This window comes from Bradyrhizobium sp. Ghvi, assembly GCF_900115265.1.
Classification (GTDB): Bacteria; Pseudomonadota; Alphaproteobacteria; order Rhizobiales; family Xanthobacteraceae; genus Bradyrhizobium.
Genome location: NZ_FOVU01000002.1, coordinates 465,195 through 487,105 on the forward strand (window position 1 = coordinate 465,195; position 21,911 = coordinate 487,105).

21 protein-coding genes are annotated in these 21,911 nt (G+C 65.0%); 6 read left to right on the forward strand and 15 right to left on the reverse strand.

Features of this window, described 5'->3' with window-relative positions; translation table 11 throughout:
- Positions 1-93: 93 nt before the first annotated feature.
- Positions 94-729: a DUF6151 family protein gene (locus tag BM374_RS08970; RefSeq protein WP_092291069.1), complete on the reverse strand. Its 636-nt coding sequence runs from the start codon at positions 727-729 to the stop codon at positions 94-96.
- A 181-nt stretch (positions 730-910) separates the two neighbouring features.
- Here BM374_RS08970 and BM374_RS08975 point away from each other — a divergent pair, with 181 nt between their 5' ends.
- Both BM374_RS08975 and BM374_RS08980 read left to right on the forward strand, forming a co-directional pair.
- Positions 911-1,459, forward strand: a complete 549-nt coding sequence (locus BM374_RS08975) for an RDD family protein (protein ID WP_092291071.1) — start codon at positions 911-913, stop codon at positions 1,457-1,459.
- A gap of 119 nt (positions 1,460-1,578) precedes the next feature.
- Complete coding sequence (locus BM374_RS08980) at positions 1,579-2,355, forward strand: arginyltransferase (protein WP_092291073.1); 777 nt, start codon at positions 1,579-1,581, stop codon at positions 2,353-2,355.
- Positions 2,356-2,503: 148 nt separating this feature from the next.
- On the opposite strand, the gene BM374_RS08985 is transcribed toward BM374_RS08980, so the two are convergent.
- Complete coding sequence (locus BM374_RS08985) at positions 2,504-3,856, reverse strand: Nramp family divalent metal transporter (protein ID WP_092291075.1); 1,353 nt, start codon at positions 3,854-3,856, stop codon at positions 2,504-2,506.
- Positions 3,857-4,023: 167 nt separating this feature from the next.
- Between BM374_RS08985 and BM374_RS08990 the strand changes: the two genes are divergently transcribed.
- Entirely contained in the window at positions 4,024-5,268 is a 1,245-nt protein-coding gene (locus tag BM374_RS08990; RefSeq protein WP_092291077.1) for an MFS transporter, read from the forward strand.
- On the opposite strand, the gene BM374_RS08995 is transcribed toward BM374_RS08990, so the two are convergent.
- A complete protein-coding gene (locus BM374_RS08995) occupies positions 5,265-6,524 on the reverse strand; it encodes an adenylate/guanylate cyclase domain-containing protein (protein WP_092291079.1) in 1,260 nt (419 codons plus the stop codon). The genes BM374_RS08990 and BM374_RS08995 overlap by 4 nt on opposite strands.
- 152 nt (positions 6,525-6,676) lie before the next feature.
- Here BM374_RS08995 and BM374_RS09000 point away from each other — a divergent pair, with 152 nt between their 5' ends.
- Both BM374_RS09000 and BM374_RS09005 read left to right on the forward strand, forming a co-directional pair.
- Complete coding sequence (locus tag BM374_RS09000; protein ID WP_092291884.1) at positions 6,677-7,834, forward strand: MFS transporter; 1,158 nt, start codon at positions 6,677-6,679, stop codon at positions 7,832-7,834.
- A gap of 31 nt (positions 7,835-7,865) precedes the next feature.
- Complete coding sequence (locus tag BM374_RS09005; protein WP_092291081.1) at positions 7,866-8,054, forward strand: hypothetical protein; 189 nt, start codon at positions 7,866-7,868, stop codon at positions 8,052-8,054.
- Positions 8,055-8,058: 4 nt separating this feature from the next.
- Here the strand turns inward: BM374_RS09005 and BM374_RS09010 are convergent, their stop codons facing one another.
- Positions 8,059-8,877: an N-acyl homoserine lactonase family protein gene (locus BM374_RS09010; protein WP_502689425.1), complete on the reverse strand. Its 819-nt coding sequence runs from the start codon at positions 8,875-8,877 to the stop codon at positions 8,059-8,061.
- 221 nt (positions 8,878-9,098) lie between these two features.
- On the opposite strand from BM374_RS09010, the gene BM374_RS09015 reads away from it, so the two are divergent.
- Positions 9,099-9,455: a hypothetical protein gene (locus tag BM374_RS09015; protein WP_244552560.1), complete on the forward strand. Its 357-nt coding sequence runs from the start codon at positions 9,099-9,101 to the stop codon at positions 9,453-9,455.
- A gap of 196 nt (positions 9,456-9,651) precedes the next feature.
- On the opposite strand, the gene BM374_RS09020 is transcribed toward BM374_RS09015, so the two are convergent.
- From BM374_RS09020 to BM374_RS09070, 11 genes are all read right to left on the reverse strand, one after another.
- Positions 9,652-11,196 carry a GMC family oxidoreductase gene (locus tag BM374_RS09020; RefSeq protein WP_092291085.1) on the reverse strand — a complete coding sequence of 515 codons (1,545 nt, stop codon included), beginning with the start codon at positions 11,194-11,196 and terminating at the stop codon, positions 9,652-9,654.
- A gap of 112 nt (positions 11,197-11,308) precedes the next feature.
- Positions 11,309-13,567 (reverse strand): DNA topoisomerase IV subunit A, encoded by a 2,259-nt coding sequence (gene parC, locus BM374_RS09025; RefSeq protein ID WP_092291087.1) that lies wholly within the window; start codon positions 13,565-13,567, stop codon positions 11,309-11,311.
- A gap of 60 nt (positions 13,568-13,627) precedes the next feature.
- Complete coding sequence (locus BM374_RS09030; RefSeq protein ID WP_092291089.1) at positions 13,628-13,906, reverse strand: hypothetical protein; 279 nt, start codon at positions 13,904-13,906, stop codon at positions 13,628-13,630.
- Between the two features lie 127 nt (positions 13,907-14,033).
- On the reverse strand, positions 14,034-14,786 hold the full coding sequence (gene recO / locus BM374_RS09035; RefSeq protein ID WP_092291091.1) for a DNA repair protein RecO: 753 nt from the start codon (positions 14,784-14,786) through the stop codon (positions 14,034-14,036).
- A gap of 168 nt (positions 14,787-14,954) precedes the next feature.
- A complete protein-coding gene (locus tag BM374_RS09040; RefSeq protein ID WP_092291093.1) occupies positions 14,955-15,335 on the reverse strand; it encodes a hypothetical protein in 381 nt (126 codons plus the stop codon).
- Between the two features lie 21 nt (positions 15,336-15,356).
- Positions 15,357-16,283 carry a GTPase Era gene (gene era / locus BM374_RS09045; protein WP_092291095.1) on the reverse strand — a complete coding sequence of 309 codons (927 nt, stop codon included), beginning with the start codon at positions 16,281-16,283 and terminating at the stop codon, positions 15,357-15,359.
- Positions 16,273-17,169: a ribonuclease III gene (rnc, locus tag BM374_RS09050; RefSeq protein WP_092291097.1), complete on the reverse strand. Its 897-nt coding sequence runs from the start codon at positions 17,167-17,169 to the stop codon at positions 16,273-16,275. Before rnc ends, era begins: the two co-directional genes overlap by 11 nt.
- A complete protein-coding gene (lepB, locus tag BM374_RS09055) occupies positions 17,166-17,930 on the reverse strand; it encodes a signal peptidase I (RefSeq protein ID WP_092291099.1) in 765 nt (254 codons plus the stop codon). The genes rnc and lepB overlap by 4 nt, the downstream gene beginning before the upstream one ends.
- A gap of 259 nt (positions 17,931-18,189) precedes the next feature.
- A complete protein-coding gene (gene acpS, locus BM374_RS09060) occupies positions 18,190-18,609 on the reverse strand; it encodes a holo-ACP synthase (RefSeq protein WP_092291101.1) in 420 nt (139 codons plus the stop codon).
- Positions 18,606-19,358 carry a pyridoxine 5'-phosphate synthase gene (locus BM374_RS09065; protein ID WP_092291103.1) on the reverse strand — a complete coding sequence of 251 codons (753 nt, stop codon included), beginning with the start codon at positions 19,356-19,358 and terminating at the stop codon, positions 18,606-18,608. Before BM374_RS09065 ends, acpS begins: the two co-directional genes overlap by 4 nt.
- A 111-nt stretch (positions 19,359-19,469) precedes the next feature.
- On the reverse strand, positions 19,470-21,755 hold the full coding sequence (locus BM374_RS09070; RefSeq protein WP_092291105.1) for a RelA/SpoT family protein: 2,286 nt from the start codon (positions 21,753-21,755) through the stop codon (positions 19,470-19,472).
- Positions 21,756-21,911 lie beyond the last annotated feature (156 nt).

The following is a 21,911-nucleotide window of genomic DNA, read 5'->3' on the forward strand; positions in this document are numbered from 1 at the left end:
GGGCCCATCTCACCGTTACCGCGATCTCGCTTGTGGCCTTCTTTGCGGCGCTTATCCGGGACACGAGCGCAGAGTTGCCTACCGCTGTAACACTCACCCCGTTGCTTGTGCGTTTGGCTGGGGCCCACATAGCGGGCGCAGCGCCTCGCGTTGCTCGCGCGACAGCACGGTGATTGGATAGATCGGCTCGCGCGGCTCTCGCTTGAAGAACGGATGCGGCCACGCCTTGCCCCCCATTTTCCAGGCAAGCACCTTGCCGATGGCGCGCAGGATGAGGGAAAGATTAAGTCCCGTTGAGCCCGCCGGTGGCTCGCCAATCGCGTACTTGCCGAGAATGGCGCCGATCGGCGGACCGGTGGCTTCGTCGACCGCCGGCGCGCCGCCCTCGAACGCCTGCGCGAGGATCCCCACAAAGGGAACGCTCGGCGAAAGCGTGTTGCCAACAGGGGTGTTGCAGCAGTTCGCATACCACCGGTAGAGACCTTTCGGGCTCAGTCGCACCCCCACGATCCGGTTCTGCCCCTGCACGAAGGTGAGCGTCGATGGCGCGACCTGGACAATGTCGCTGCCGCCGTTCGCATTCAGCAGATCGGCGCGCCCGAGATGATATGCAAAAGCCTGGCAGTCGTCGCAGTAGCAGACCACGCGATTGACGCTCCGTGGCGACACGCCCCCGACTACGGCACGGACCCCACCACAACGGCAATGTAGTTCGACCTGACGATCCATCGTATGTGTCCCTGTGCGGGCTCAGCCCGCCCCAGCATGGTGCAAATCGCGGACCGTGCAAGCGTCCGCGGCCGCCGAATCGCCGGAATATTTTGCGCTCCTAAAGCGCTAACAGCCTTGGCGTGTGGCTGGACTGTTACCATGTGCAGCGGTGACAGTTCCGAAAGTGGAAGGGAAGCCAATGTCTTATTCGGGTTCACCAAATGACGACAGCGTCTGGCGCAATGGCGGTGCCGCAGAGCCGCACGCCTATGATCCCTACCTGCATCCGGAACTGTTCCGGGGCGTTGCGACGCGGCGGGTGTTCGCGTTCCTGATCGACATGGTCGTGATCTCCGTGCCCGTCGTCCTCGGCTACATCTTCATCGCCTTATTCGGCGTGGTGACGCTCGGCATCGGCTGGGCGCTGTTCTGGCTGGCCTGGCCGGCCTCCGTGATCTGGGCCATCGTCTACTACGGCGCCTGCATCGGCGGTCCCTCATCGGCGACGGTCGGGATGCGGATCATGGACCTTGAGCTGCGCACCTGGTACGGCGCGCCGGGCTACTTTGTCCTCGGCGCCACCCATGCCGTGCTGTTCTGGGTGACGGTTTCCTTCCTGTCGCCCTTCGTGGTGCTGGTCGGCCTGTTCAATGGTCGTCGGCGACTGCTGCACGATTTCGTGCTGGGAACGGTCGTGATCAATAATTCCGTCCGGGCGCCCGTGGCTCAGACCGCCAGAACCTGGTGATCAAGAGCCTATCAACCAGGATCGACTAAGCTGACTGATCTGCCCCGCCGAGCAGACCGATTGACCAAGGGCTTCCGTAGCGCGATGCTGATATCCAATTTGGAGGCCCACGACGTCCCTTGACCCAGCACTCGCGCGATACTCCTCAGTTTTACCTCACGGCGCCCTCCCCCTGCCCGTATCTGCCGGGCCGGCATGAGCGCAAGGTGTTTACGCACCTCGTGGGTGACCGCGCCGGCGACCTCAACGACCTCCTGACCCATGGCGGGTTCCGCCGCAGCCAGTCGATCGCCTACCGGCCGGCCTGCGACCAGTGCCGGGCCTGCGTCTCGGTCCGGGTCGTCGCCAACGAGTTCCGCCCGTCCCGCAACTTCCGCAAGGTGATGGCACGCAATGCGGACATCATCGGCGAGCAGCGTAGCGCGGTGCCGACCTCCGAACAATATTCCATCTTCCGCGCCTATCTCGATGCTCGTCACCGCCACGGCGGCATGGCCGACATGACGGTGCTCGATTACGCCATGATGGTGGAGGACAGCCACGTCGAGACCCGCATCATCGAGTACCGCAAGCGCGGTCCCGACAGCGGCCTCACCGGCCGCGGCGAGGAGCTGATCGCGGTCGCACTGACCGACGTGCTCAGCGACGGCCTGTCCATGGTGTATTCGTTCTTCGATCCGAACCAGGTCAGCCGCTCGATGGGCACCTTCATGATCCTCGACCACATCGCGCGGGCGCGGCGGCAAGGCTTGCCTTACGTCTATCTCGGCTACTGGATCGAGGGCTCCAAGAAGATGGACTACAAGGCCCGCTTCCTGCCGCAACAGCGCCTGGCCCCCTCAGGCTGGCTGCGCATCGACGCGCAGGGCGATACGGCGTCCGAGCCGCAGGATTGATCTAGACACTGTCGTCGTCATGCCCCGCACAGGCGGGGCATCCAGTATGCTGCGGCTTCTCGGCTCAAGAACTACTGTCTCTGGAATACTGGATCGCCCGCCCCAGTGCGCAAGCGCGCACAAGGCGGGCGATGACAGCCGTGGTGGATCAGCTAAACAGCGCATCCGCCAGCAGCTTCACATTTAAAATCACGATCACGCCTGAGACGATCCACGCGATCGCAGCGACATAAGGTGCGATCGCGAATTGCCCCATCTTGCGGCGATCGGAGACGAAGCGCACCAGCGGAATGACGGCGAAGGGCAGCTGCATCGACAGCACGACCTGGCTGAACACCAGCAAATCCGCCGTGCCGCGCTCACCATAGATTGCGGTGATGGCGATCACGGGAATGATCGCGATGCCGCGCGTGAGCAGACGTCGCGCCCAGCTCGGCAGGCGCAGGTCGAGAAAGCCTTCCATCACGATCTGGCCCGCGAGTGTCGCGGTCACGGTTGAATTCAGGCCGGAGGCGAGCAGCGCGACCGCGAACAGCGTCGAGGCAATGCCGAGGCCGAGCAGCGGCGACAGCAACTCGAAGGCCTGGCCGATCTCGACAACGTCGGAATGGCCGCTCGTGTGGAAGGTCGCGGCCGCGAGGACAAGGATCGCGGCGTTGATGAACAGCGCCAACATCAACGCGATGGTGGAATCCGTGGTTGCCCATTTGATCGCCTCGCGGCGGCCCTCGTCGTTGCGCGCATAGGCGCGCGTCTGCACGATCGACGAGTGCAGGTAAAGGTTATGTGGCATCACGGTCGCGCCGATGATGCCGATCGCGATGTAGAGCATCTCGGAGTTGGTGATGATCTCGCTGTTGGGCGCGAAGCCGCGCAGCACCTCGGCGACCGGCGGCGCAGCGGCGACGATCTGGACCGCGAAGCACACCGCGATCACCGCAAGCAGCGCCATGACGAAGGCTTCGAGGAAGCGGAAACCGCGGTTCATCAGGACCAGCAGCAGGAACGCATCGAGCGCGGCGATCAGCGCGCCGCCGACCAGGGGAATGCCCAACAGAAGTTTCAGCGCGATCGCGGTGCCGATCACCTCGGCAAGATCGCAGGCGATGATCGCCGCCTCGCAGGCGAGCCAGAGCAGCAAGTTGACGGCGGGCGAATAAGTCGCGCGGCAGGCCTGCGCGAGGTCGCGGTCGGTGACGATGCCGAGCCGCGCAGCCAAGGACTGCAGCAGGATCGCCATCAGATTCGAGAGCAGGATGACCGAAAGCAGCGTGTAACCGAACCGCGATCCGCCGGCGAGATCGGTCGCCCAATTGCCGGGATCCATGTAGCCGACTGAGACCATGTAGCCCGGGCCGACGAAGGCCAGCAGCCGCCGCCACCACGTCCCAGCCATCGGCACGACCACCGTGGCGTTCACCTCGGCCAGGCTCTTGGTGGTCGGCGCGTCGGCGCGCCAGCCGGCAGCGTCAGGGGACAGATCGGGCGATCGGGCATCCATACGGCGAGAATACCGAATTCGGCTCTTATTGCAACTCATTTGCAACTGCATCTAGCCGCATCGGTTCCCGCCGCCGTGTCATGGCCGGCTCCTATCGGGAAGCGGGTGGGTTTGCCCGGCCCAGGCCGCCGATATTGGCGCCATCAAGACTTTGCAGGAAATGCGTCATGTCAAATGCATCCCGTCTCCCGGAGACTTTCAACCGCCTCGCCTGGTCCAATCTCGCGGCGCAGTCGGCCGAGCAGATCGCCCTCGCCGCAGCTCCCATCGTCGCGGTGCTGACGCTGGGCGTGGCCGAGGGCCAGACCGGCCTGCTCCAGACCGCCCTCACCTTGCCCTTCGTCCTGTTCGCCATCCCCGCCGGCCTGCTCGCCGACCGCATCTCGCGCCGCGCGCTGATGGCAAGCGCCGAGGCTCTGCGGGCCGTAGCACTGGCTGCCGTCGTGCTCCTGCTCGCGCTCGGCGCGCTCAATCTGCCGCTGCTGGCGCTGCTCGGCTTTGCCGCCGTGTGCGGCACCGTCGTCTACAGCGTGGCCGCGCCGGCCCTGGTGCCCTCGCTGGTGCACGCGGAGCTGCTGCCGGCTGCGAATGCACGGATCGAGCTTGCCCGCACCATCGCCTTCGCAAGCGGTCCTGCTCTCGGCGGCGCGCTGGTGGGATGGTGGGGCGCGAGCCCTGCCTTCGGCTTTGCCGCCGCGCTCTCGGCGATCGCCGTGGTGCTGCTCTCCGGCCTCTATGAGCCGGCGCGTGCGCCGATGCCGCGCCGTCATCCGTTTCAGGACATTCGCGAAGGCGCGGGTTTCGTCTTCCACCATCCGCTGCTGCGGCCGGTGTTCATCACCCAGTTCATCTTCAACACCGGCTGGTTCCTGCAGATCGCCGTGTTCGTACCCTATGCCGTGCGCCATCTCGGTCTGACCGCCGCCGGGGTCGGCACCGTGCTGACGATGTACGGTGTCGGCATGGTGATCGGCGCGCTGTTCGCCACGCGCGTGATGCAACGCATCGCCTTCGGCACCGTGGTCGGCCTCGGCCCGATTATCGGCTTCGTCGCCGCTGTCGTGATGGCGCTAACCGTACTGGTCCCCTCGCCGTGGCTGGCGGCCTTGAGCTTCTTCCTGCTCGGCGTCGGGCCGATCCTGTGGGTGATCTCGACGACGACCTTGCGCCAGTCGGTGACGCCGCCACGTCTGCTCGGCCGTGTCTCCGCCATCAACATCATGAGCTACGGCGCCCGTCCGCTCGGCTCGGCGCTCGGCGCGATCGTCGGCGGCCTCTGGAGCGCGGAAGCGTGCCTCTATCTGGCGGCCGCCGTGTTCGGCGTGCAGGCGCTGGTGATCTGGCTGTCGCCGGCGGTGGCGCTGGACCGACAGCCGGCCATGGTGGGGGATGAAGCGACGGCGCGGTGTTAATTCGCCAGATAGCGCTCGTAGCTTCCGGTCACCGGCTCGCTCGCGTCGACATCGGGATCGAGCGTGTAGAGATCCTGCGCGCGGCCTATGCCGCGCAGCGCGTAACGGCCGGTGGAGACGAGATAACGGCGGCCGGCGGCGTCCAGACCCTTGTAGAATTCGGATGACGCCAACAGCTCGCGATCGACCGAACGGCTCATCGAGGCGATGCGGCTGACCTCGTTCACAGTCGGCCCCACCACGGTGAAATCGAGCCTGTCCTCGCTGCCGATGTTGCCGTAAAGGACCTCGCCGACATGCAGTCCGATATAGGCCGATGTGGTCGGACGGCCCTCCGCCGCCCGGCGTGCATTCAGCGCCGCGACGTTCTGGCGGAACAGGTGCTCGGCGCGCAGCGCGGCGCGCCGTGCATCCGCCATGTCCGCAGCCGTGAACATCGCAAGGACGCCGTCGCCGATCAGCTTCAGCACGTCGCCGCCGGCCTCGTGGATCGCGTCGATCACGGCTTGCGCATAATCGTTGAGGAACGGGATGATCTCGTCCGGCCCGATGCTCTCGCTGATCCGCGTCGAGCCGCGCAGATCCGAATACCACAGCACGGCGTTGATGCGCTCGGTGACGCCGCGCGAGATGCGCCCGCGCAGCACCTGCTCGGAGGCGTCGCGCCCGAGATAGACCCGCCCCAGCGTCCGCACGATGTCGACCTGCTGCGCCGATTTGATCGCGAGTCCCAGCACCGGCACGAGATCGCGCAGCGCGGCGAGCTCGGCTTCGGCAAAGCCATCGTTACGGCGCGTCGTCCAGTAGGAGTAGAGGCAGTCCATCTGCCCGAGCGCTCCGGTCTCGCCGAAGCGGTGCACGAAAGCCAGGAAGTGGCGGTGACCGTTTTCGGCGAGGTCGCCGATTTGCGAGAAATCGAGCGAGGACGCGTCGGCAAGGTCCAGCACCATCTCGTCGTGGCCATGCTCGAGCAGATGATAGAACACCGAGCGGCGCCAGTTCTTGGCCGCATCGCCCTCAGCCGTTGAGCCGTACTCGACAACGTCGCTCTCGTTGGTCGGCGTATCGCTCCAGCGGAAAGCGCGACCCTCATAGATCGGATGCAGCGTATCGATGACCACAAGCCCGCGCGAGAGTTCCAGTCCCTCGGCGCGGCAGCGCTCGCAGAATCCGCGGAGCAGTTCGGGTTCAGGCAGGCCGGTGAGTCCCTGGCCGGCCAGCCAGTTCATCAGCGCGAGGCGCGAGGTCAATTGCATACGCCATTATGGCGTGCATTCGTGACGAGCGGAAGGCCGCAGACCAGGCTTCGCTCCGCAAGCAGATCGAACATGTGCCGGACGCTGTTGACGCGCCGGCAGTGCCGGCTGCAAATGGAACCGATGACACTGCCGACCAGAAACATTGGGATATGACCCAGCGCCAGCTTCCGATCATCCTGGCGCTCGGCACGACGCAGACCCTGGCCTGGGCCTCCAGCTACTATCTGCCGGCCCTGCTCGCCGATCCCATGGCGCATGACCTCGGCGTCTCCTCGAACTGGATCTTTGGCGCGTTCTCGGCCTCGCTCGTGATCTCCGCGATGCTGGGGCCGCGCATCGGCCGGCAGATCGACCTCGTCGGCGGACGGCAGGTGCTGTCGGCTTCGAACCTGACCATCGCGGCGGGCCTCGTGCTCCTTGGGTTCTCGCAATCGGTCGTGGTGATGGCGCTCGCCTGGCTCGTGCTCGGCATCGGCATGGCGATGGGGCTCTATGATGCCGCCTTCGCCGCGCTCGGCCGCATCTACGGCACGGAGGCGCGGGGCTCGATCACCGGCATCACGCTGATGGCGGGCTTTGCCTCGACCGTGGGTTGGCCGCTCACCGCCTGGGGCCTTGCCCATATCGGCTGGCGCGAGACGTGTTTCGCCTGGGCCGCGGCCAACATCCTGATCGGCCTGCCCCTGAATTTCTTCATGCTGCCGGCGATCAAGGGCGCCAAGCAGGCCGCTGCTGCGGCCGAGAAGCCGCATTTGCCGCTCGACCGCACCATGGTGCTGCTCGCCTTCGTCTTCGCGGCGGTCTGGACCGTCACCGGCGCCATGGCCGTGCATTTCCCGCGCATCCTCGAGGCAACAGGGGCAACGCATGTCGAGGCGATCGCCGCTGGCGCCCTGATCGGCCCGGCGCAGGTGATCGCGCGCATTCTCGAAGCCAGCGTTCTCAGCCGCTTTCATCCGCTCTGGTCGACCCGGCTCGCCTGCCTCACCCACCCGATCGGAGCTGCCGTCGTCGCCATCTTCGGCGCTCCCGCCGCAAGCGCCTTTGCGCTGCTGCACGGCTCCGGCAACGGCATCCTGACCATTGCCCGCGGAACGCTGCCGCTTTCGATCTTCGGCCCGAAGGATTTCGGCTATCGCCTCGGCATCATCGGCGCGCCGGCACGAATGGCACAAGCCGTGGCGCCCTTGGCTTTCGGTCTGCTGATCGACGTCATGGGCGCCAAGGTGCTGATGGTCTCGTCCGCGCTGAGCCTGTCGGCGCTGGCGGCGCTGTTTCTGATCCGCGCCAAGCCGCGGCCGGATTGACCGGCCCGCCGCTTTCGCGCACAAGCGCAGCATGACCGACAACAGTCCGCCCCGCACCTTCAAAGGCCTGCTGCGCTGGGCCATGACGCCACCACAAGCCTGGGGCGTCTATCTCCTCGCCGTGCTGCTGGTGTGGCTGGTCTCGTTCTATGTTGGCACGCTGAAGCCGAAGAAGACACCGGACCCGAGCCCACCGGCGGTCACCGCACCGAAGAGCTAAGCCTTCAGTCGTAAAACTCCGGCGACATCTTCTGGGTGTCGCGCTGCGCCTTGTCGTGGTTGATCCAGAGCTGCCCCTTTTCCTTCGAAAGGGTGTCGGCGATCTTCTGCATTGAGGCGAGTGACTGGTCTTTGCTGACGTTCATCGTGGGGACGCGGCGGTTGTCGTAATTATCCCTGAAATGGGCGGCATCGCCCGACAACACCACCACGCCGGTTTTCGGCAGCCTCACCATCAACGACTGATGTCCCGGCGTGTGGCCGGGCGTCGAGAGGATGGTGATGCTGCCGTCGCCGAACACGTCCTTGTCGCCCGCGAGCAGCTCGACCGGATGCGAGGGCTTGAAGCGCGGCTCGTTGTTGGCGCCCGGCCAGTCATATTCGGCCTTCTGCACATAGAGCGTTGCCTGCGGGAACATCTCGACATTGCCGATGTGATCGGGATGCGTATGCGAGACGCCCATCGCCTTGACGTCGGCGGGTTTCACGCCGATCTGCTCGAGCTGCGCGGCCAACGTTTTCGGACGTCGCCAGGTGACGGCCTTGGGATCGGCCGGCACGAGCCCGTTCGGCATCGCTGCGACGGCGTCGGGAATGCCGGTGTCCCACAGGAACCAGCCCTGGCTGTGCTTGATGAGATAGCAAGTGTCGACGAAGTCCATCGACTTGCCTTCATTCACTCCGGGCGACCAGCGCGAGATGTCGCCGGCGACGCCCTCTCCGCAATTGAGGATGTAGAGCTTTTCGACCCCCGTCTGCGCGAATGCAGAAGGGGTGGACAGCGCGAGTGCGGCAAGGGTCAGCGCGAACGCGATCTTCCGCATGATCCTGGACATGATTTTGGATGTCATCCCTGATCCCTCCTTGCAGCGCTTTCTTAATGCGATCGAGGATCAACCCCGACCTTCCCGTAAAATTCCACTTAGGCGACCGTCGCAACGCCACGGCTTGGCTGACCCGATCAATACCTTGATGCAAATCAAAGGTAATCCAGGTGCCTCAAGGTGAACTGCCATGACGCCCTTCATCTTCACGGGAGACCAACATGCGGTCACTGGCATTTGCAACTGTTTTGAGCCTGACGCCGGTTGCGGCTTTCGCCGCCTCCGACTGCCGGGTCACCGGTCATCCGTCCGTGTTTGGCGTCGACATGACGGCCTATTTCGCGATCAGGTCCGGGCAAACGTGCAATTTCCCGATGCGACTTCCGGGAGCGATGCATCGCTCGGGCATTTCCGACAATCCTGCGCACGGGACGCTCAGGCAGATCAATGTAACGACGTTCAGGTACACGGCGGCGTCCGGCTACAAGGGCAACGACACGTTTGCGATCTACGGCGAAGGAGTAGGTCCATACGGCTCAGGCAGATCGGTCATGACGGTGAACGCGACGATAGAATAAGACCTCAAGCCCGATAACCGTACATCGTCGCCGTCGGACAAAACAGCAACGATCGGCAAGATCCCACGCGTCAAGCTTCCCGCGCAAAATATGGTGGCGGCCTTCGTCGGCAATATCCTGGGAACACATCCCCGACCCCTGTTCGGCTTGGCGGTCGAAAGATAAAGGCCCGTCACCCGCTGCGTCCGAACGACAGTTACCGCATCATCATCCGCGCGATCGCTTCCCCAATCACCACGGTCGTGAAGTGGGTGTTGGCCCGGCAGTCGGACGGCATGATCGAGGCATCGGCGACGCGCAGGCCCGAGATACCTTTCACCGTGCCATCAGGATTGACCACGCCATCGGCATCGTTGACGCCGGACATCCGGCAGCTGCCGGCGGCGTGCTGGATATCGCCGGTCTCACGGCGCAGCAGCGCGTCGAGCTCGTGATCCGGCAGGCGAGCGGCCTGCGGCAATGTCAGATCGGTGTCGGCGAGCCGGATCCAGTCGGCGATGCCTGACAGCGCCGGCTGCGAGGTTATCACGGCGAGGCGCTTCACCGCATCCATCATGCGCAGCATGTCGCGGGGGTCGGCGAGCATGTTCTCCTCGACGATGGGATCGACAGACGGATCGGTCGAAGCCAGCTTCAGCGTCCCGCGCGAAAAGGCGTTGAAGAGGCCGGCGCCGATCGCGCCGGGCATGCCGATGCCGCGGTGATTGAACGCGATCAGGATCATGTCGCGCTTGCCGCCGTCGGCGAGACCGGAGGAATAGGTCACGCAGCAATTGGTGTGGCGGGTGTCCGGATCGGTGGGGCGCAGATGTTCGTGCAGCTGGATCGTGGCACGAAACAGCGGATGGTCGAAGTAGTGGCGGCCGACCGGCAGGTCGCGCTCGACCGCAATCCCCATCGCCTTCAGCTCTTCCGCCGGCCCAATGCCCGAGCGCAGCAGGATCGCCGGGCTGTGAATGGCGCCTGCGCACAGCACGATCTGGCGGGCGCTGATCTCGCTGGTGCCCTGCCCCTCCGTGTGAACGCGGACGCCGGTGGCGCGGCCGTCGCTGATCAGCACGTGGTCGACCAACGTCCTGCCCCGGATCTCCAGATTGGCGCGGCCGCGCGCGGGCTCGAGGTAACCCTCATTGGTGCTGATACGGCGGCTATCGCGGCTGTTGATGGGATAGCAGGCGACGCCCTCGCCATCAGGACCGTTGAGGTCAGCGCACCAAGGATAGCCGCTCGCGAGTGCCGCATCACGCAGGCCGCGATCGATCGGGCCCCACGTCTCCCGCGGCGCGCGGAAAACCGGCAGCGGACCGCCGCGGCCATGGCCGTCGGCGTCGCCAAACTCGAGATCGTCCTCGATCACCGAGAACAGCGGCATCACCTCGCTGGCCGACCAACCGGTGCAGCCATTGGCCGCCCATTCGTCGAACGCTTCGGCGACGCCGCGGATGGCGATCTGGCCGTTCATCATGGACGAGCCGCCGAGCCCCTTGCCGCGCCAGTAGAAACGCGGCTCCTGCCCGGCCACGCGGCGCGCCAGGAGATCGGGCCATTGCCATTTCTCCTGATACTCGCGCTTGTGGATGATCGGGATCGGGTTCGGCGTCCTGACTTCCCAGGGCGCTTCGTCGGCGCGCCAGTCCAGACCCGCTTCGAGAAGCAGGACGCGCCGTGCCGGATCCTCGGAGAGCCTTCCCGCAACCGCGGCGCCGGCGGAGCCGCCGCCGACAACAATAACATCGTACATCGCGCTAGTTCTCGACGTTCCCCAAAACCGGCATGGCGGACGGTATCAGACCGCTCGGACCGATCCAGCCATGCAAGCGCATTGCTGCACGTCAGGCCGACGAGGGCCGCCCCTACCCAATCACCTTGCCGAACTTGTTCGACTTCGGGAAGCCCTTCGGCGGCAGGCGACCGGCGTCGGCGCGGTTGCCTTGCCATTCCGCGAGCTCCTTCATGGTCGCCGAGAACTCGCGCCCGGCGGAGTCCTTCCAGGTGAGGCCCGCCTTGGCGTCGAAGACCGCGACGTCGGAAAGACCGCCGTCCTTGTATTTCTGCAAGCGCACACCGCGGCCGCGCGCCATCTCCGGCACCTGCTCGAGCGGGAAGATCAGCATCTTGCGGTTCTCACCGATCACAGCGACGGTGTCGCCGACCACCTCAGTGACCGCGCGCGCCTCGTTCGGCATGTCGACGTTGAGAACCTGCTTGCCCTTCTTGGTGGTGCCGACGCAATCGTCCTCGTTGACGACGAAACCCTGGCCTTCGTGGCTGGCGACCAGGAATTTGCGACCGCCCTTGTGGACGAACAGCGCAACGGGCGCCGCCTCCTGCTCGAGGTCGATGAAAAGGCGGATCGGCTCGCCGTGGCCGCGGCCGCCCGGCAGCTTCGCAACATCCAGCGAATAGAACTTGCCGTTGGTGGCGAACAGCAGGAGCTTCGAGGTCGTCTCGGCAAAGAAGGCGAAACCGAGCTTGTCGTCCTGCTTGAAGGCGAGGCCCGAGAGATCCTCGACGTGACCCTTCATGGTGCGGATCCAGCCCTTGTCGGAGACGACGACCGTCACCGGCTCGCGCTCGACCAGGGCCTCCTCCATTGCGGCGAGATCGTGCTCGGGCGCATCGGCAAAGGTGGTGCGGCGCTTGCCGAGCGGCGTCTTCGGCCCGAACATGTCGCGGACCTTGCCGACCTGCTCGCCGACCTTCTTCCATTGCTCGGCTTCCGAGGCGAGCACGCCTTCAATGCCCTTCAGCTCCTTGCGGAGATCCCTGTCCTCGTTGCGGATCTCCATTTCCTCGAGCCTGCGCAGATTGCGCAAACGCATGTTGAGGATGGCTTCCGCCTGGATCTCGGTGAGCTTGAACGCCTTGATCAGCGCCGGCTTCGGCTCGTCCTCGGTGCGGATGATCTTGATCACCTTGTCGAGGTTCAGATAGGCGACCAGATGACCGCCGAGGACTTCCAGGCGGTGCTCGATCTGCGCCTTGCGGTAGTTGCTGCGGCGGATCAGCACGTCACGCAGATGGTCGAGCCATTCGCGCAAGCACTCCGCGAGCCCCACCACTTTGGGAATGCGGCCCTTGATCAGCACGTTGAGGTTCAGCGGAATCTTGTTTTCGAGCTCGGTCAGCCGGAACAGCGATTCCATCATCAGCGCGGGATCGACGTTCTTCGACTTCGGCTCGATGACGATGCGAACGTCTTCGGCCGACTCGTCCCTGATGTCGCCGACCAGCGGCAGCTTCTTCTGGTCCAGCAGCTCGGCGACCTTCTCGATCAGGCGCGACTTCTGCACCAGGAAGGGAATCTCAGTGACGACGACGACCCAGGTGCCGCGAGCGCCCTCTTCCTGTGACCACCTGGCGCGGACACGGAACGAGCCGCGGCCGGTCGTATAGGCTTCTGCAATCGCCTGCTTGGAATCGACGATGATGCCGCCGGTCGGGAAATCCGGGCCCTTCACCCACTTCAGGAGCGCCTTGGACTTCGCGTCGGGCTTCTCGATCAGATGCAGCGCGGCGTCGCACAGTTCGGCGGCGTTGTGCGGCGGGATCGAGGTCGCCATGCCGACCGCGATGCCCTGCGCGCCGTTGGCGAGCAGGTTCGGGAAGCCGCCGGGCAGCACCACCGGCTCCTTGGACTGGCCGTCGTAATTGGCGCGGAACTCGACTCCGTCCTCGTCGATACCCTCGAGCAGAAGCCGCGCGACGTCGGTCATGCGCGCTTCGGTGTAGCGGTAGGCGGCGGGGTTATCGCCGTCGATATTGCCGAAATTGCCCTGGCCATCGACCAGCGGATAACGCGAGGAGAAATCCTGGGCGAGGCGCACCATGGCGTCGTAGATGGCCTGATCGCCGTGCGGATGGAACGAGCCCATCACGTCGCCGACGATCTTGGCGGATTTCTTGAAGGCCGTGCCGGGGTCGAGGCGGAGCAGGCGCATGCCGTAGAGAATGCGCCGGTGGACTGGCTTCAGGCCGTCGCGCGCATCGGGCAGCGCGCGGTGCATGATGGTGGAGAGCGCATAGGCGAGATAGCGCTCTTCCAGCGCATCACGCAGCGGCACCTCGTGAATTTCGGCCGGTTCTTCCGGCGGAACGATTCGTTTTCCCATGCCGCCCGGTTAAACCGTGGAAGCGAATCGGGCAAGGATGGATTGGTTCCCTGTGGGCTTCTACTGCCCTGCCCAGCCGGCCGTCACGGTGGGCTGGACCTTGGCCGGAGATGTCGCCGGCGCGTTGGCCACGCAGCGGCGGGCCGCCTCGATCTCGGCATCGGTTGCGCCGTGAGACCGCGCCCATGTCTCTGCGGCCGCAGCGGAATATTTCGCAACATAATACCGGACGACGGTGCAGGAGGCACGACGGAAGACGCTGGGTTGCGCCTCGCCGGCCATAGTGTCAGGCGCAAAAGCGAGCAGCGCCGCGGTCAGCGCAAAACCCCTGATCAACATGTGGGCTGTCCCCGTTATGGAACCTGCCCGCGCCAACGCGAACAGCCCCATTTCGTTCCGGGGGGAACCGCATGTCCTCAAGCAATGCAGCACCGCGATCTGCTCATGGCGGCGGTATCGTCGCCATTCACGGTGCGGGAAGTGCCGCCTTGGCCTGCTGCCGGATTAGGGCATTGATGAAGCCAGCGCGGGCGTCGGAATGGCCCTGGCCTCGCGGCTCCAGCACGTGGCGCAGCAGGAATAGGCCGGTCAGCCGGAAACCGTCCTGGAGATCCTCGTCCGTGAGGTCGTCGTGCATCTCGCCCTGACGCAGGAACGGGGGCAGCCGCAGCAGCCGGTCGCGCCACGGCTCACCCGCGCCGCGCGATACCGCACCGCCGGATTTGGGCGAGACATAAATCAAGTCGGTGGTCTCCCCGGTCACCGCGCAGTTGTCGAGCGCGAGTCCAAAGCCGAGCTCGGAGAGCATCGCCAGCTCGAAATGGATGAGATGCACGGCGGCGCTGCCGATGTCGTCGAAATCGTCGAGCGAATGTTCGAGCAACCCAAAGATCTCTTCGTGCGGATCGCGCTCGGGAAGCAGCCGCGCAATCGAAGCCAGATGGGTGACGCCGTAGACCCCATGAGAGGATCCCAGCAGCGTCGCGGCGCGCAGCTTCAGCCCCTCGATGGCGTAGGTGCCGAGGTGTTCGTCGAGCCGTGCCCGCCACACCGCGCTGACGCTGTTACCGGGCTGTAAGAGCGGCCGCAGCCGCGAGCTGGCGCCGCCACGCACGAGACCGAGATGCCGGCCGTGCTGGCGCGTCAGCAGCTCGACGATGGCGCTGCTCTCGCCATGCCGCCGCACGCCCAGCACGATGCCATCGTCGGTCCATTCCATGGGGGAGAGTTTACAGGATTCCGGCGCCTCTCGCACGCACTCGTGCCCCGGACGAAACGCGGCGCGCTAGCGCCGCGTTGCCGAGCCGGGGCCCGTTCTCCGCGCGCACCTGGGCCGGCTCTGCGGCGCAGCGCTGACGCGCCGCCCCTTGTCCGGGACACGAGGCCGTCACGCGTTGAACCAGCCCTGCGCGTCGCCGGTAAACGAGAAATACAGCCCGAACGCCGTCAGCGCGCAGGAGACGATCTCGATGGCGCTGTCGAGCTCGAGGCCCCGCTCGCCGAGGATCTGGCCGAGCGAGATCACCGACAGCACCAACGCCGCCGCCAGCACCCAGCGCGGCCAGTTCTTGCGCCAATGCGCGGCCAGCCAGACGAAATAGACCAGCAGCAAAATCATGCCGCCGGCGAGCAAGGTCCCCGTCATGATCATCTGCTCGGTCATCTCGATCGTGGGCGTGCGGTCCTGCACCGCCACCGACAGCGCATCCAGCATCAGCGAGGCATAGAGCAGCGCTTCGAAACGCTGGACGTTGCGGGGCACACTCATCGGCGACTGATCTTTTCTTGGTTATTCCCTGGGAAATTCCAGGCCCATCTCGCGGTAGCGATCGGGGTCGTCGCCCCAGTTCTCGCGCACCTTGACGAACAGGAACAGATGAACCGGCACGTCCAGGATCTGCATCAGCTCTTTGCGCGAATCCGCGCCGATCGACTTGATGGTGGCGCCGCCCTTGCCGAGCACGATCTTGCGCTGGCTCTCGCGCTCGACGAAGATCGTCTGCTCGATGCGCACCGACTTGTCCTTGCGCTCCTCCCACTTGTCGGTCTCGACCGTCGACTGGTAGGGCAATTCCTGGTGCAGCTTCTGATAGATCTTTTCGCGCGTGATCTCGGCCGCCAGCTGCCGCATCGGCGCGTCCGACATCTGGTCCTCGGGATAGAGGTACGGGCCCGGCGGCACCATCTGGGCAAGCGTCGTGCGGATGTCGTCGACGCCGTCGCCCGAGATCGCGGAGATCATGAAAGTCCTTGCGAACTTCATGCGCTCGTTGGCGGCTTGCGCCAGCGCCAGGAGCTTCTCGCGCTGGACCAGGTCGACCTTGTTGATGACCAGGATCTTGTCGTGATTGACGCTGGCGGCCTTGGCCAGGATCGCCTCGGCCTCGTCGTCGATTCCGGTCTTGGCATCGAGCAGCACGCAGACGAGATCGGCGTCATGCGCCCCGCTCCAGGCGGTCGAAACCATGGCACGGTCGAGCCGGCGCTTGGGCAGGAAAATACCGGGCGTGTCGACCAGGATGATTTGCGCGTTGTTCTCGATCACGATGCCGCGGATCAGCGCGCGCGTGGTCTGCACCTTGCGCGAGACGATCGTGACCTTGGCCCCGACGAGCGCATTGACCAGTGTGGACTTGCCGACATTCGGCGCGCCGATCAGCGCAACGAAGCCGCAGCGCGTCGCGGCAGGCGCCTCGCCGCCTGTTTCAACCGTCATTGCCGCCGCCAACGCCTTCACGTTCGATCATCACCGAGGCCGCCACCTTCTCCGCCGCGCGCTTGCTGCCGCCGATGCCTTCGGCCGGCTCCAATCCCGGCAGGTCCACCGCGACGCGGAACTGCGGATCATGATGCGGGCCGGTGCGTTCGACCTCGCGATAGACTGGCGTCGGCAGTCCCTTCCCCTGCGCCCATTCCTGCAACACCGTCTTGGGATCGCGTAAGGGACGCCGCGGCTTGTGCATGCGCTCGGTCCAGTTGCGCTTGACGAACTCGTCCGCAGCTGCGTGACCGCCGTCGAGGAAGATCGCGCCGATCACGGCCTCACAGATGTCGCCGAGGATGGACTTGCGCAGACGGGCATCGGCGCTGGAGCCGACCGAGCCGAGCTTGATGTCCTCGAGCAGACCGAGCGACTTGGCGACGTCGGCGCAGCTCTCCTTGCGCACGAGTTCGGCAAGCCGCTTGGACAGCTCGCCCTCGTCGGCGTTCGGAAAGGCGTGATAAAGCATGTCGGAGACGACGAGCCCGAGCACGTGGTCGCCGAGGAACTCCAGCCGCTGATAGCTGTCGCCGCGCTTGCGCCCGGACTTCAGCGCCGAGACGTGGGTGATCGCCTGCATCAGAAGATTCGGGTCAGCGAAGCGGTGACCGATGCGCGCCTCGAGCGCCGCGTTGGCCTCGGCGGCCGCCTTGGCCTTGTCCTTGGCCTTACTACTCCGCGTCCGCTTCTTCCTCGCGGGAGCCTTGGCATCAGCAGCCTTGGTATCAGACGTCTTGGCCTCAGCGCTCTTGGGCGCAAGCGTCTTGGTTGCAGCTTCGCCCTCAGGAGCGGCTTGCGCTTCGATCGGTTCGGTCGTGATGTCCTTGGCTTCGTCTTTCATCGGACGATTTTGAAGAAGCGATTCCAGCGCACCGACCACGGCCAGCGCCAGAACATCCAGGCATGCTCGCCTTCGCCGATGGAAAAGAAGATCATCTGCGCGCGGCCGATCAAATTCTCGCGCGGCACGTAGCCGACCTGACCGAGGAAGCGGCTGTCGGTGGAGTTGTCGCGGTTGTCACCCATCATGAAGAAATGGCCAGGCGGCACGGTGTAGACGTTGGTGTTGTCCATGTAGCCGTTGTCCGCGCAATCGAGCGTCTCGTAGGAGACGCCGTTCGGCAGCGTTTCCTTCCAGCGCTTCACGCGCGAGATGCCGCCGCCCTCGGAGCCGCACGGATCTTCGCCGACATACTCGCTCATGCGCTGGCGCTCGACCGGGGTGTCGTTGATGTAGAGCAGACCGTCCTTCATCTGGATGTGGTCGCCGGGAAGGCCGATCACACGCTTGATGTAGTCGGTGGTGTCATCCTTGGGCAGGCGGAACACGACGATATCGCCACGGTTCGGATCCGAGCCCCAGATTCGTCCCGAGAAAAGCGGCGGCGAGAACGGGATCGAATAGTGGCTATAGCCGTACGAATATTTCGAGACGAACAGATAGTCCCCGACCAGCAGCGTGGCCTTCATCGAGCCGGAGGGGATGTTGAACGGCTGGAACAGGAAGGTGCGGATCACCAGGGCGATCAGGAGAGCGTGGATCACGACCCGGACTGTTTCGCCGACGCCGCTTTCAGTTTTCGTTCCCGAAGTCACGCTCATTGCTCTCTCAATTCCGGCCGGCGATCACAGAACGCCCTCCTCCCGCGTCCAGCCCACCCGTTCGCGGCCCAAGGAGATTGTCCTGATTCTGATAGTGGGGCCAATTCCGGCGTAAAGCCGAATTCGCCCAGCCTGATTTGCGTCCGCGGACTTTTAGACGGTTGTCGCAGGTCACGCAATCAAGGATCGCATCAAAACTGCACAAAGCATTGATTCTTAACGCAAATTATATAGCAAACGGCAGTCCGTCAGAACTTGGTCAGGGTTTGGCCCGCGGGACGGCGGAAATGATCACGAAGGCCTGCGCGAGTGGCCAGTCGTCGGTGATGGAAAGGTCGATCTGCGGCTCGAACCCCTCCGGGGTCAGGACTTGGAGCCGGGCCAGCGCCCCCCCGGTCAGCCGCATGGATGGCCGGCCCCCAGGCAGATTGACCACCCCCATGTCGCGCCACCACACGCCCTGCCGGATGCCGGTGCCGAGCGCCTTCGAGCAGGCCTCCTTGGCGGCAAACCGCTTGGCGTAAGTCGCAACCACCATCTTCTCGTTCTTGGCACGCCGCTCGGCCTTGGCCCGTTCGGTCGCGGTGAAGATGCGATCGAGGAAGCGCTCGCCGTGACGCTCGATCACCTTGGCGACGCGCGTGATGTCGATCAGGTCGGAGCCGATGCCGATGATCATGCCCGGCTCCGCCCGCGATCCATCGCGGCGCGCATTTTGCGCACCGTCTCGGCGAGACCGACGAACAGCGCCTCGCCGATCATGTAGTAGCCGATGTTGAGCTCCATGATCTCCGGCAGCGCTGCAATCTTCTCGGCCGTCGCATAATCGAGCCCATGGCCGGCGTGAACTTCGAGCCCGGCCGCCTTGGCTAGCTTCACCCCGGCAAGGATCCGCTGCCACTCCGCCTCGGCCTTGTCGGTGTGGCCGTCCGTCACGGCGTCGCACCAGGCGCCGGTGTGGATCTCGATCACCGGCGCGCGCAGTTGCGCGGCCATCGCGATTTGCGCAGGGTCTGCCGCGATGAACAGCGAGACGCGGATGCCGGCGTCCGTGAGCCGCGCGATATAGGGCGCCAGCGCGTTGTGTTGGCCGACGACGTCGAGGCCGCCCTCGGTCGTCACCTCCTGGCGCCGCTCCGGCACCAGGCACACCGCGTGCGGCTTTGTCGCGAGCGAGATCCGCATCATGTCGTCGGTCGCGGCCATCTCGAAATTCAACGGTTTGGAGATTTCCGCCTTCAACCGCGCCATGTCCTCGTCGCGGATGTGCCGGCGGTCTTCGCGCAAATGCGCCGTGATGCCGTCGGCGCCCGCCTCGATCGCGAGCAGCGCGGCCCGGACGGGATCGGGATGGCGGCCCCCGCGGGCATTTCGGACGGTGGCGACATGGTCGATATTGACGCCGAGGCGGAGCGGAGATGCGGGCATTTCAGGAACTCACGAAGTGACGGTTCTCAACTCGTCATGCGCGGGCACGCCCCGCGCATCCATCTTCTTTGAAGAGATGGGTTGCCGGGTCAAGCCCGGCAACGACGCGCTTCATCCATTAACACGTTCGACACGAGCAACGACCGCCTTGGCGCGCAGCTGAGCCAGGATCGCGCTCAAATGCTTGAGATCGTAGACTTCGAGATCGATCGTCGTCTCCGTGAAGTCGGGCGAACGGCGCTGCATGCTGATATTGTCGATGTTGCCGTCGTGCTCGGCGATCACGGTCGCGATCTGCGCCAGCGCGCCGGGCTCGTTGACGTTCTCGACCTTGATGCGCGCCGGGAAGCGCTGCGGCGCGGAGTCCTCGATGTCCCAGCGGACGTCGAGCCAGCGCTCCGGCTCCTCTTCGAAATCCTTCAGCGCCGGCGACTGGATGGGATAGATCGTGATCCCCTCGCCCGGCGTGACGATGCCGACGATGCGATCGCCGGGCACGGCGCCGCCGTTCGGCGCGAACTTCACCGGCAGGTCGGAATTGATGCCGCGGATCGGGATCGCGACCGGACTGCGCGACGGCTCCGACGACTTCTCCTTGAGCTTGGCGGCGAGTCCCTTCTTGACGCCGTAACGCGCGACGCGCTCCTCCTTGTAATCAGGATACATCGCGCGCGCGACGTGGGAGGCCTTGATCTCGCCGCGCCCGACCGCCGCCATGACGTCCTCGATCGAGGTGCGCGCAAGGCGCGGCAGCGCGCCCTTGAGCTTGTCGTCGGCGTATTCGATCTTGGCGCGCTCGAACAGGCGCTCGACGATGCGCCGGCCGAGACCCGCATATTGATCGCGCACCGCAGTGCGGGTGGCACGCCGGATCGCGGCGCGCGCCTTGCCGGTGACGGCGAGCGTCTCCCAAGCCGAGGGCGGCGCCGATTGCGCCTCCGACGTCAGCACCTCGACCTCGTCGCCGTTCTGAAGCTCCGATGACAGCGGCGCGAACTGGCCGTTGATCTTGCAGCCGACTGCGCTGTTGCCGACGTCGGTATGCACGGCGTAGGCGAAGTCGATCACGTTGGCATGACGCGGCAAAGCGATCAGCTTGCCTTTCGGGGTGAAGCAGAACACCTGGTCGTGGAACAGCTCGAGCTTGGTGTGCTCGAGGAATTCCTCGGGATTGGCGCTCTCCGAGAGAATGCCGATGGTGTGGCGCAGCCAGGCGAACGCGTTGGACTCGCGCTTGAGGAATTCGGTCGGCGACCCGACTCCTTCCTTGTAGAAGACGTGCGCGGCGATGCCGCGCTCGGCGATCTGGTCCATTGCCTCGGTTCGGATCTGCAGCTCGACGCGCTGGTTGCCGGGGCCGATCACCGTAGTGTGGATCGAGCGGTAATCGTTCTGCTTCGGCGTCGAGATGTAGTCCTTGAAACGCCCCGGCACGACCGGCCAGGTGGTGTGGACGATGCCGAGCGCGCGATAGCAGGCCTCGATGTCGTTGACGACGAGACGGAAGCCGAAGATGTCGGACAATTGCTCGAAGCCGACCGACTTGCGCTCCATCTTGGTCCAGATCGAGAACGGCTTCTTGCGGCGGCCATAGACCCGCGCGCCGAGCCCCCGGTGGCGCAGATTGTTGGAGAGCTGGTCCTCGATCTCGCCGATCAGGTTGCGGTTGCGCTCGGCCAGCGCATCGAGCCGCTGCATCACCACCGCATAGGCTTCCGGATCGAGGGTGCGGAAGGACAGATCCTCCAGCTCCTCGCGCATTTCCTGCATGCCCATGCGTCCGGCCAGGGGCGCGTAGATGTCGAGTGTCTCCTCGGCGATGCGCCGGCGCGATTCTGTCGGCACGAAGTCGAGCGTGCGCATGTTGTGCAGGCGGTCGGCGAGCTTGACCAGGAGCACGCGGACATCGTCTGCGATGGCCAGCAACAATTTGCGCAGATTCTCGGCCTGCTTCGCTTCGCGCGACACCAACTCCAGCCGCTTCAGCTTGGTCAGGCCCTCGACCAATGCTCCGATCTCGGGACCAAAGATCTGATCGATTTCGGCGCGTGTCGCTTCGGTGTCCTCGATCGTGTCGTGCAGCAGCGCGGCGACGATGGTGGCGTCGTCCAGCTTCAAGTCGGTGAGAATCGCCGCCACTTCGAGCGGGTGCGAAAAATACGGGTCGCCCGAGGCACGGGTCTGCGAGCCGTGCGCCTTCATGGCGTAGACATAGGCCCGGTTCAGCAGATCTTCGTTGGTGTTCGGATTATAGGACCGGACGCGCTCGACGAGGTCATATTGACGCATCATGCGCGCGCGCGGCTTCGCTGGCCGTGCCACCGGCGCAGTCGGGGCCACGGCAACCGATTCGGTTGCGGCCTGCATCTGCGTGGGTCTGCGGCGTCGATACACCATACGGTCCTGCCTTCAAACGGACCGCGAAACGGCCCGTTGTATACATCTTAAGCTCCGATCGCGGACGCCGCCGATCAATTCAGTGACAGGCGCGCGGCGCAACCGGCAACGCTATGGTAACCACGAAAAGGTCAACAAAAGCAAAGGCCCGAACGC

Coding starts and splice junctions, on each gene's coding strand:
- BM374_RS08970 (WP_092291069.1), bottom strand. CDS start 729: ATGGATCGTCAGGTCGAACTACATTGCCGTTGTGGTGGGGTCCGTGCC.
- BM374_RS08975 (WP_092291071.1), top strand. CDS start 911: ATGTCTTATTCGGGTTCACCAAATGACGACAGCGTCTGGCGCAATGGC.
- BM374_RS08985 (WP_092291075.1), bottom strand. CDS start 3,856: ATGGATGCCCGATCGCCCGATCTGTCCCCTGACGCTGCCGGCTGGCGC.
- BM374_RS08990 (WP_092291077.1), top strand. CDS start 4,024: ATGTCAAATGCATCCCGTCTCCCGGAGACTTTCAACCGCCTCGCCTGG.
- BM374_RS08995 (WP_092291079.1), bottom strand. CDS start 6,524: ATGCAATTGACCTCGCGCCTCGCGCTGATGAACTGGCTGGCCGGCCAG.
- BM374_RS09000 (WP_092291884.1), top strand. CDS start 6,677: ATGACCCAGCGCCAGCTTCCGATCATCCTGGCGCTCGGCACGACGCAG.
- BM374_RS09005 (WP_092291081.1), top strand. CDS start 7,866: ATGACCGACAACAGTCCGCCCCGCACCTTCAAAGGCCTGCTGCGCTGG.
- BM374_RS09010 (WP_502689425.1), bottom strand. CDS start 8,877: ATGCGGAAGATCGCGTTCGCGCTGACCCTTGCCGCACTCGCGCTGTCC.
- BM374_RS09015 (WP_244552560.1), top strand. CDS start 9,099: ATGCGGTCACTGGCATTTGCAACTGTTTTGAGCCTGACGCCGGTTGCG.
- BM374_RS09020 (WP_092291085.1), bottom strand. CDS start 11,196: ATGTACGATGTTATTGTTGTCGGCGGCGGCTCCGCCGGCGCCGCGGTT.
- parC (WP_092291087.1), bottom strand. CDS start 13,567: ATGGGAAAACGAATCGTTCCGCCGGAAGAACCGGCCGAAATTCACGAG.
- BM374_RS09030 (WP_092291089.1), bottom strand. CDS start 13,906: ATGTTGATCAGGGGTTTTGCGCTGACCGCGGCGCTGCTCGCTTTTGCG.
- recO (WP_092291091.1), bottom strand. CDS start 14,786: ATGGAATGGACCGACGATGGCATCGTGCTGGGCGTGCGGCGGCATGGC.
- BM374_RS09040 (WP_092291093.1), bottom strand. CDS start 15,335: ATGAGTGTGCCCCGCAACGTCCAGCGTTTCGAAGCGCTGCTCTATGCC.
- era (WP_092291095.1), bottom strand. CDS start 16,283: ATGACGGTTGAAACAGGCGGCGAGGCGCCTGCCGCGACGCGCTGCGGC.
- rnc (WP_092291097.1), bottom strand. CDS start 17,169: ATGAAAGACGAAGCCAAGGACATCACGACCGAACCGATCGAAGCGCAA.
- lepB (WP_092291099.1), bottom strand. CDS start 17,930: ATGAGCGTGACTTCGGGAACGAAAACTGAAAGCGGCGTCGGCGAAACA.
- acpS (WP_092291101.1), bottom strand. CDS start 18,609: ATGATCATCGGCATCGGCTCCGACCTGATCGACATCACGCGCGTCGCC.
- BM374_RS09065 (WP_092291103.1), bottom strand. CDS start 19,358: ATGCCCGCATCTCCGCTCCGCCTCGGCGTCAATATCGACCATGTCGCC.
- BM374_RS09070 (WP_092291105.1), bottom strand. CDS start 21,755: ATGGTGTATCGACGCCGCAGACCCACGCAGATGCAGGCCGCAACCGAA.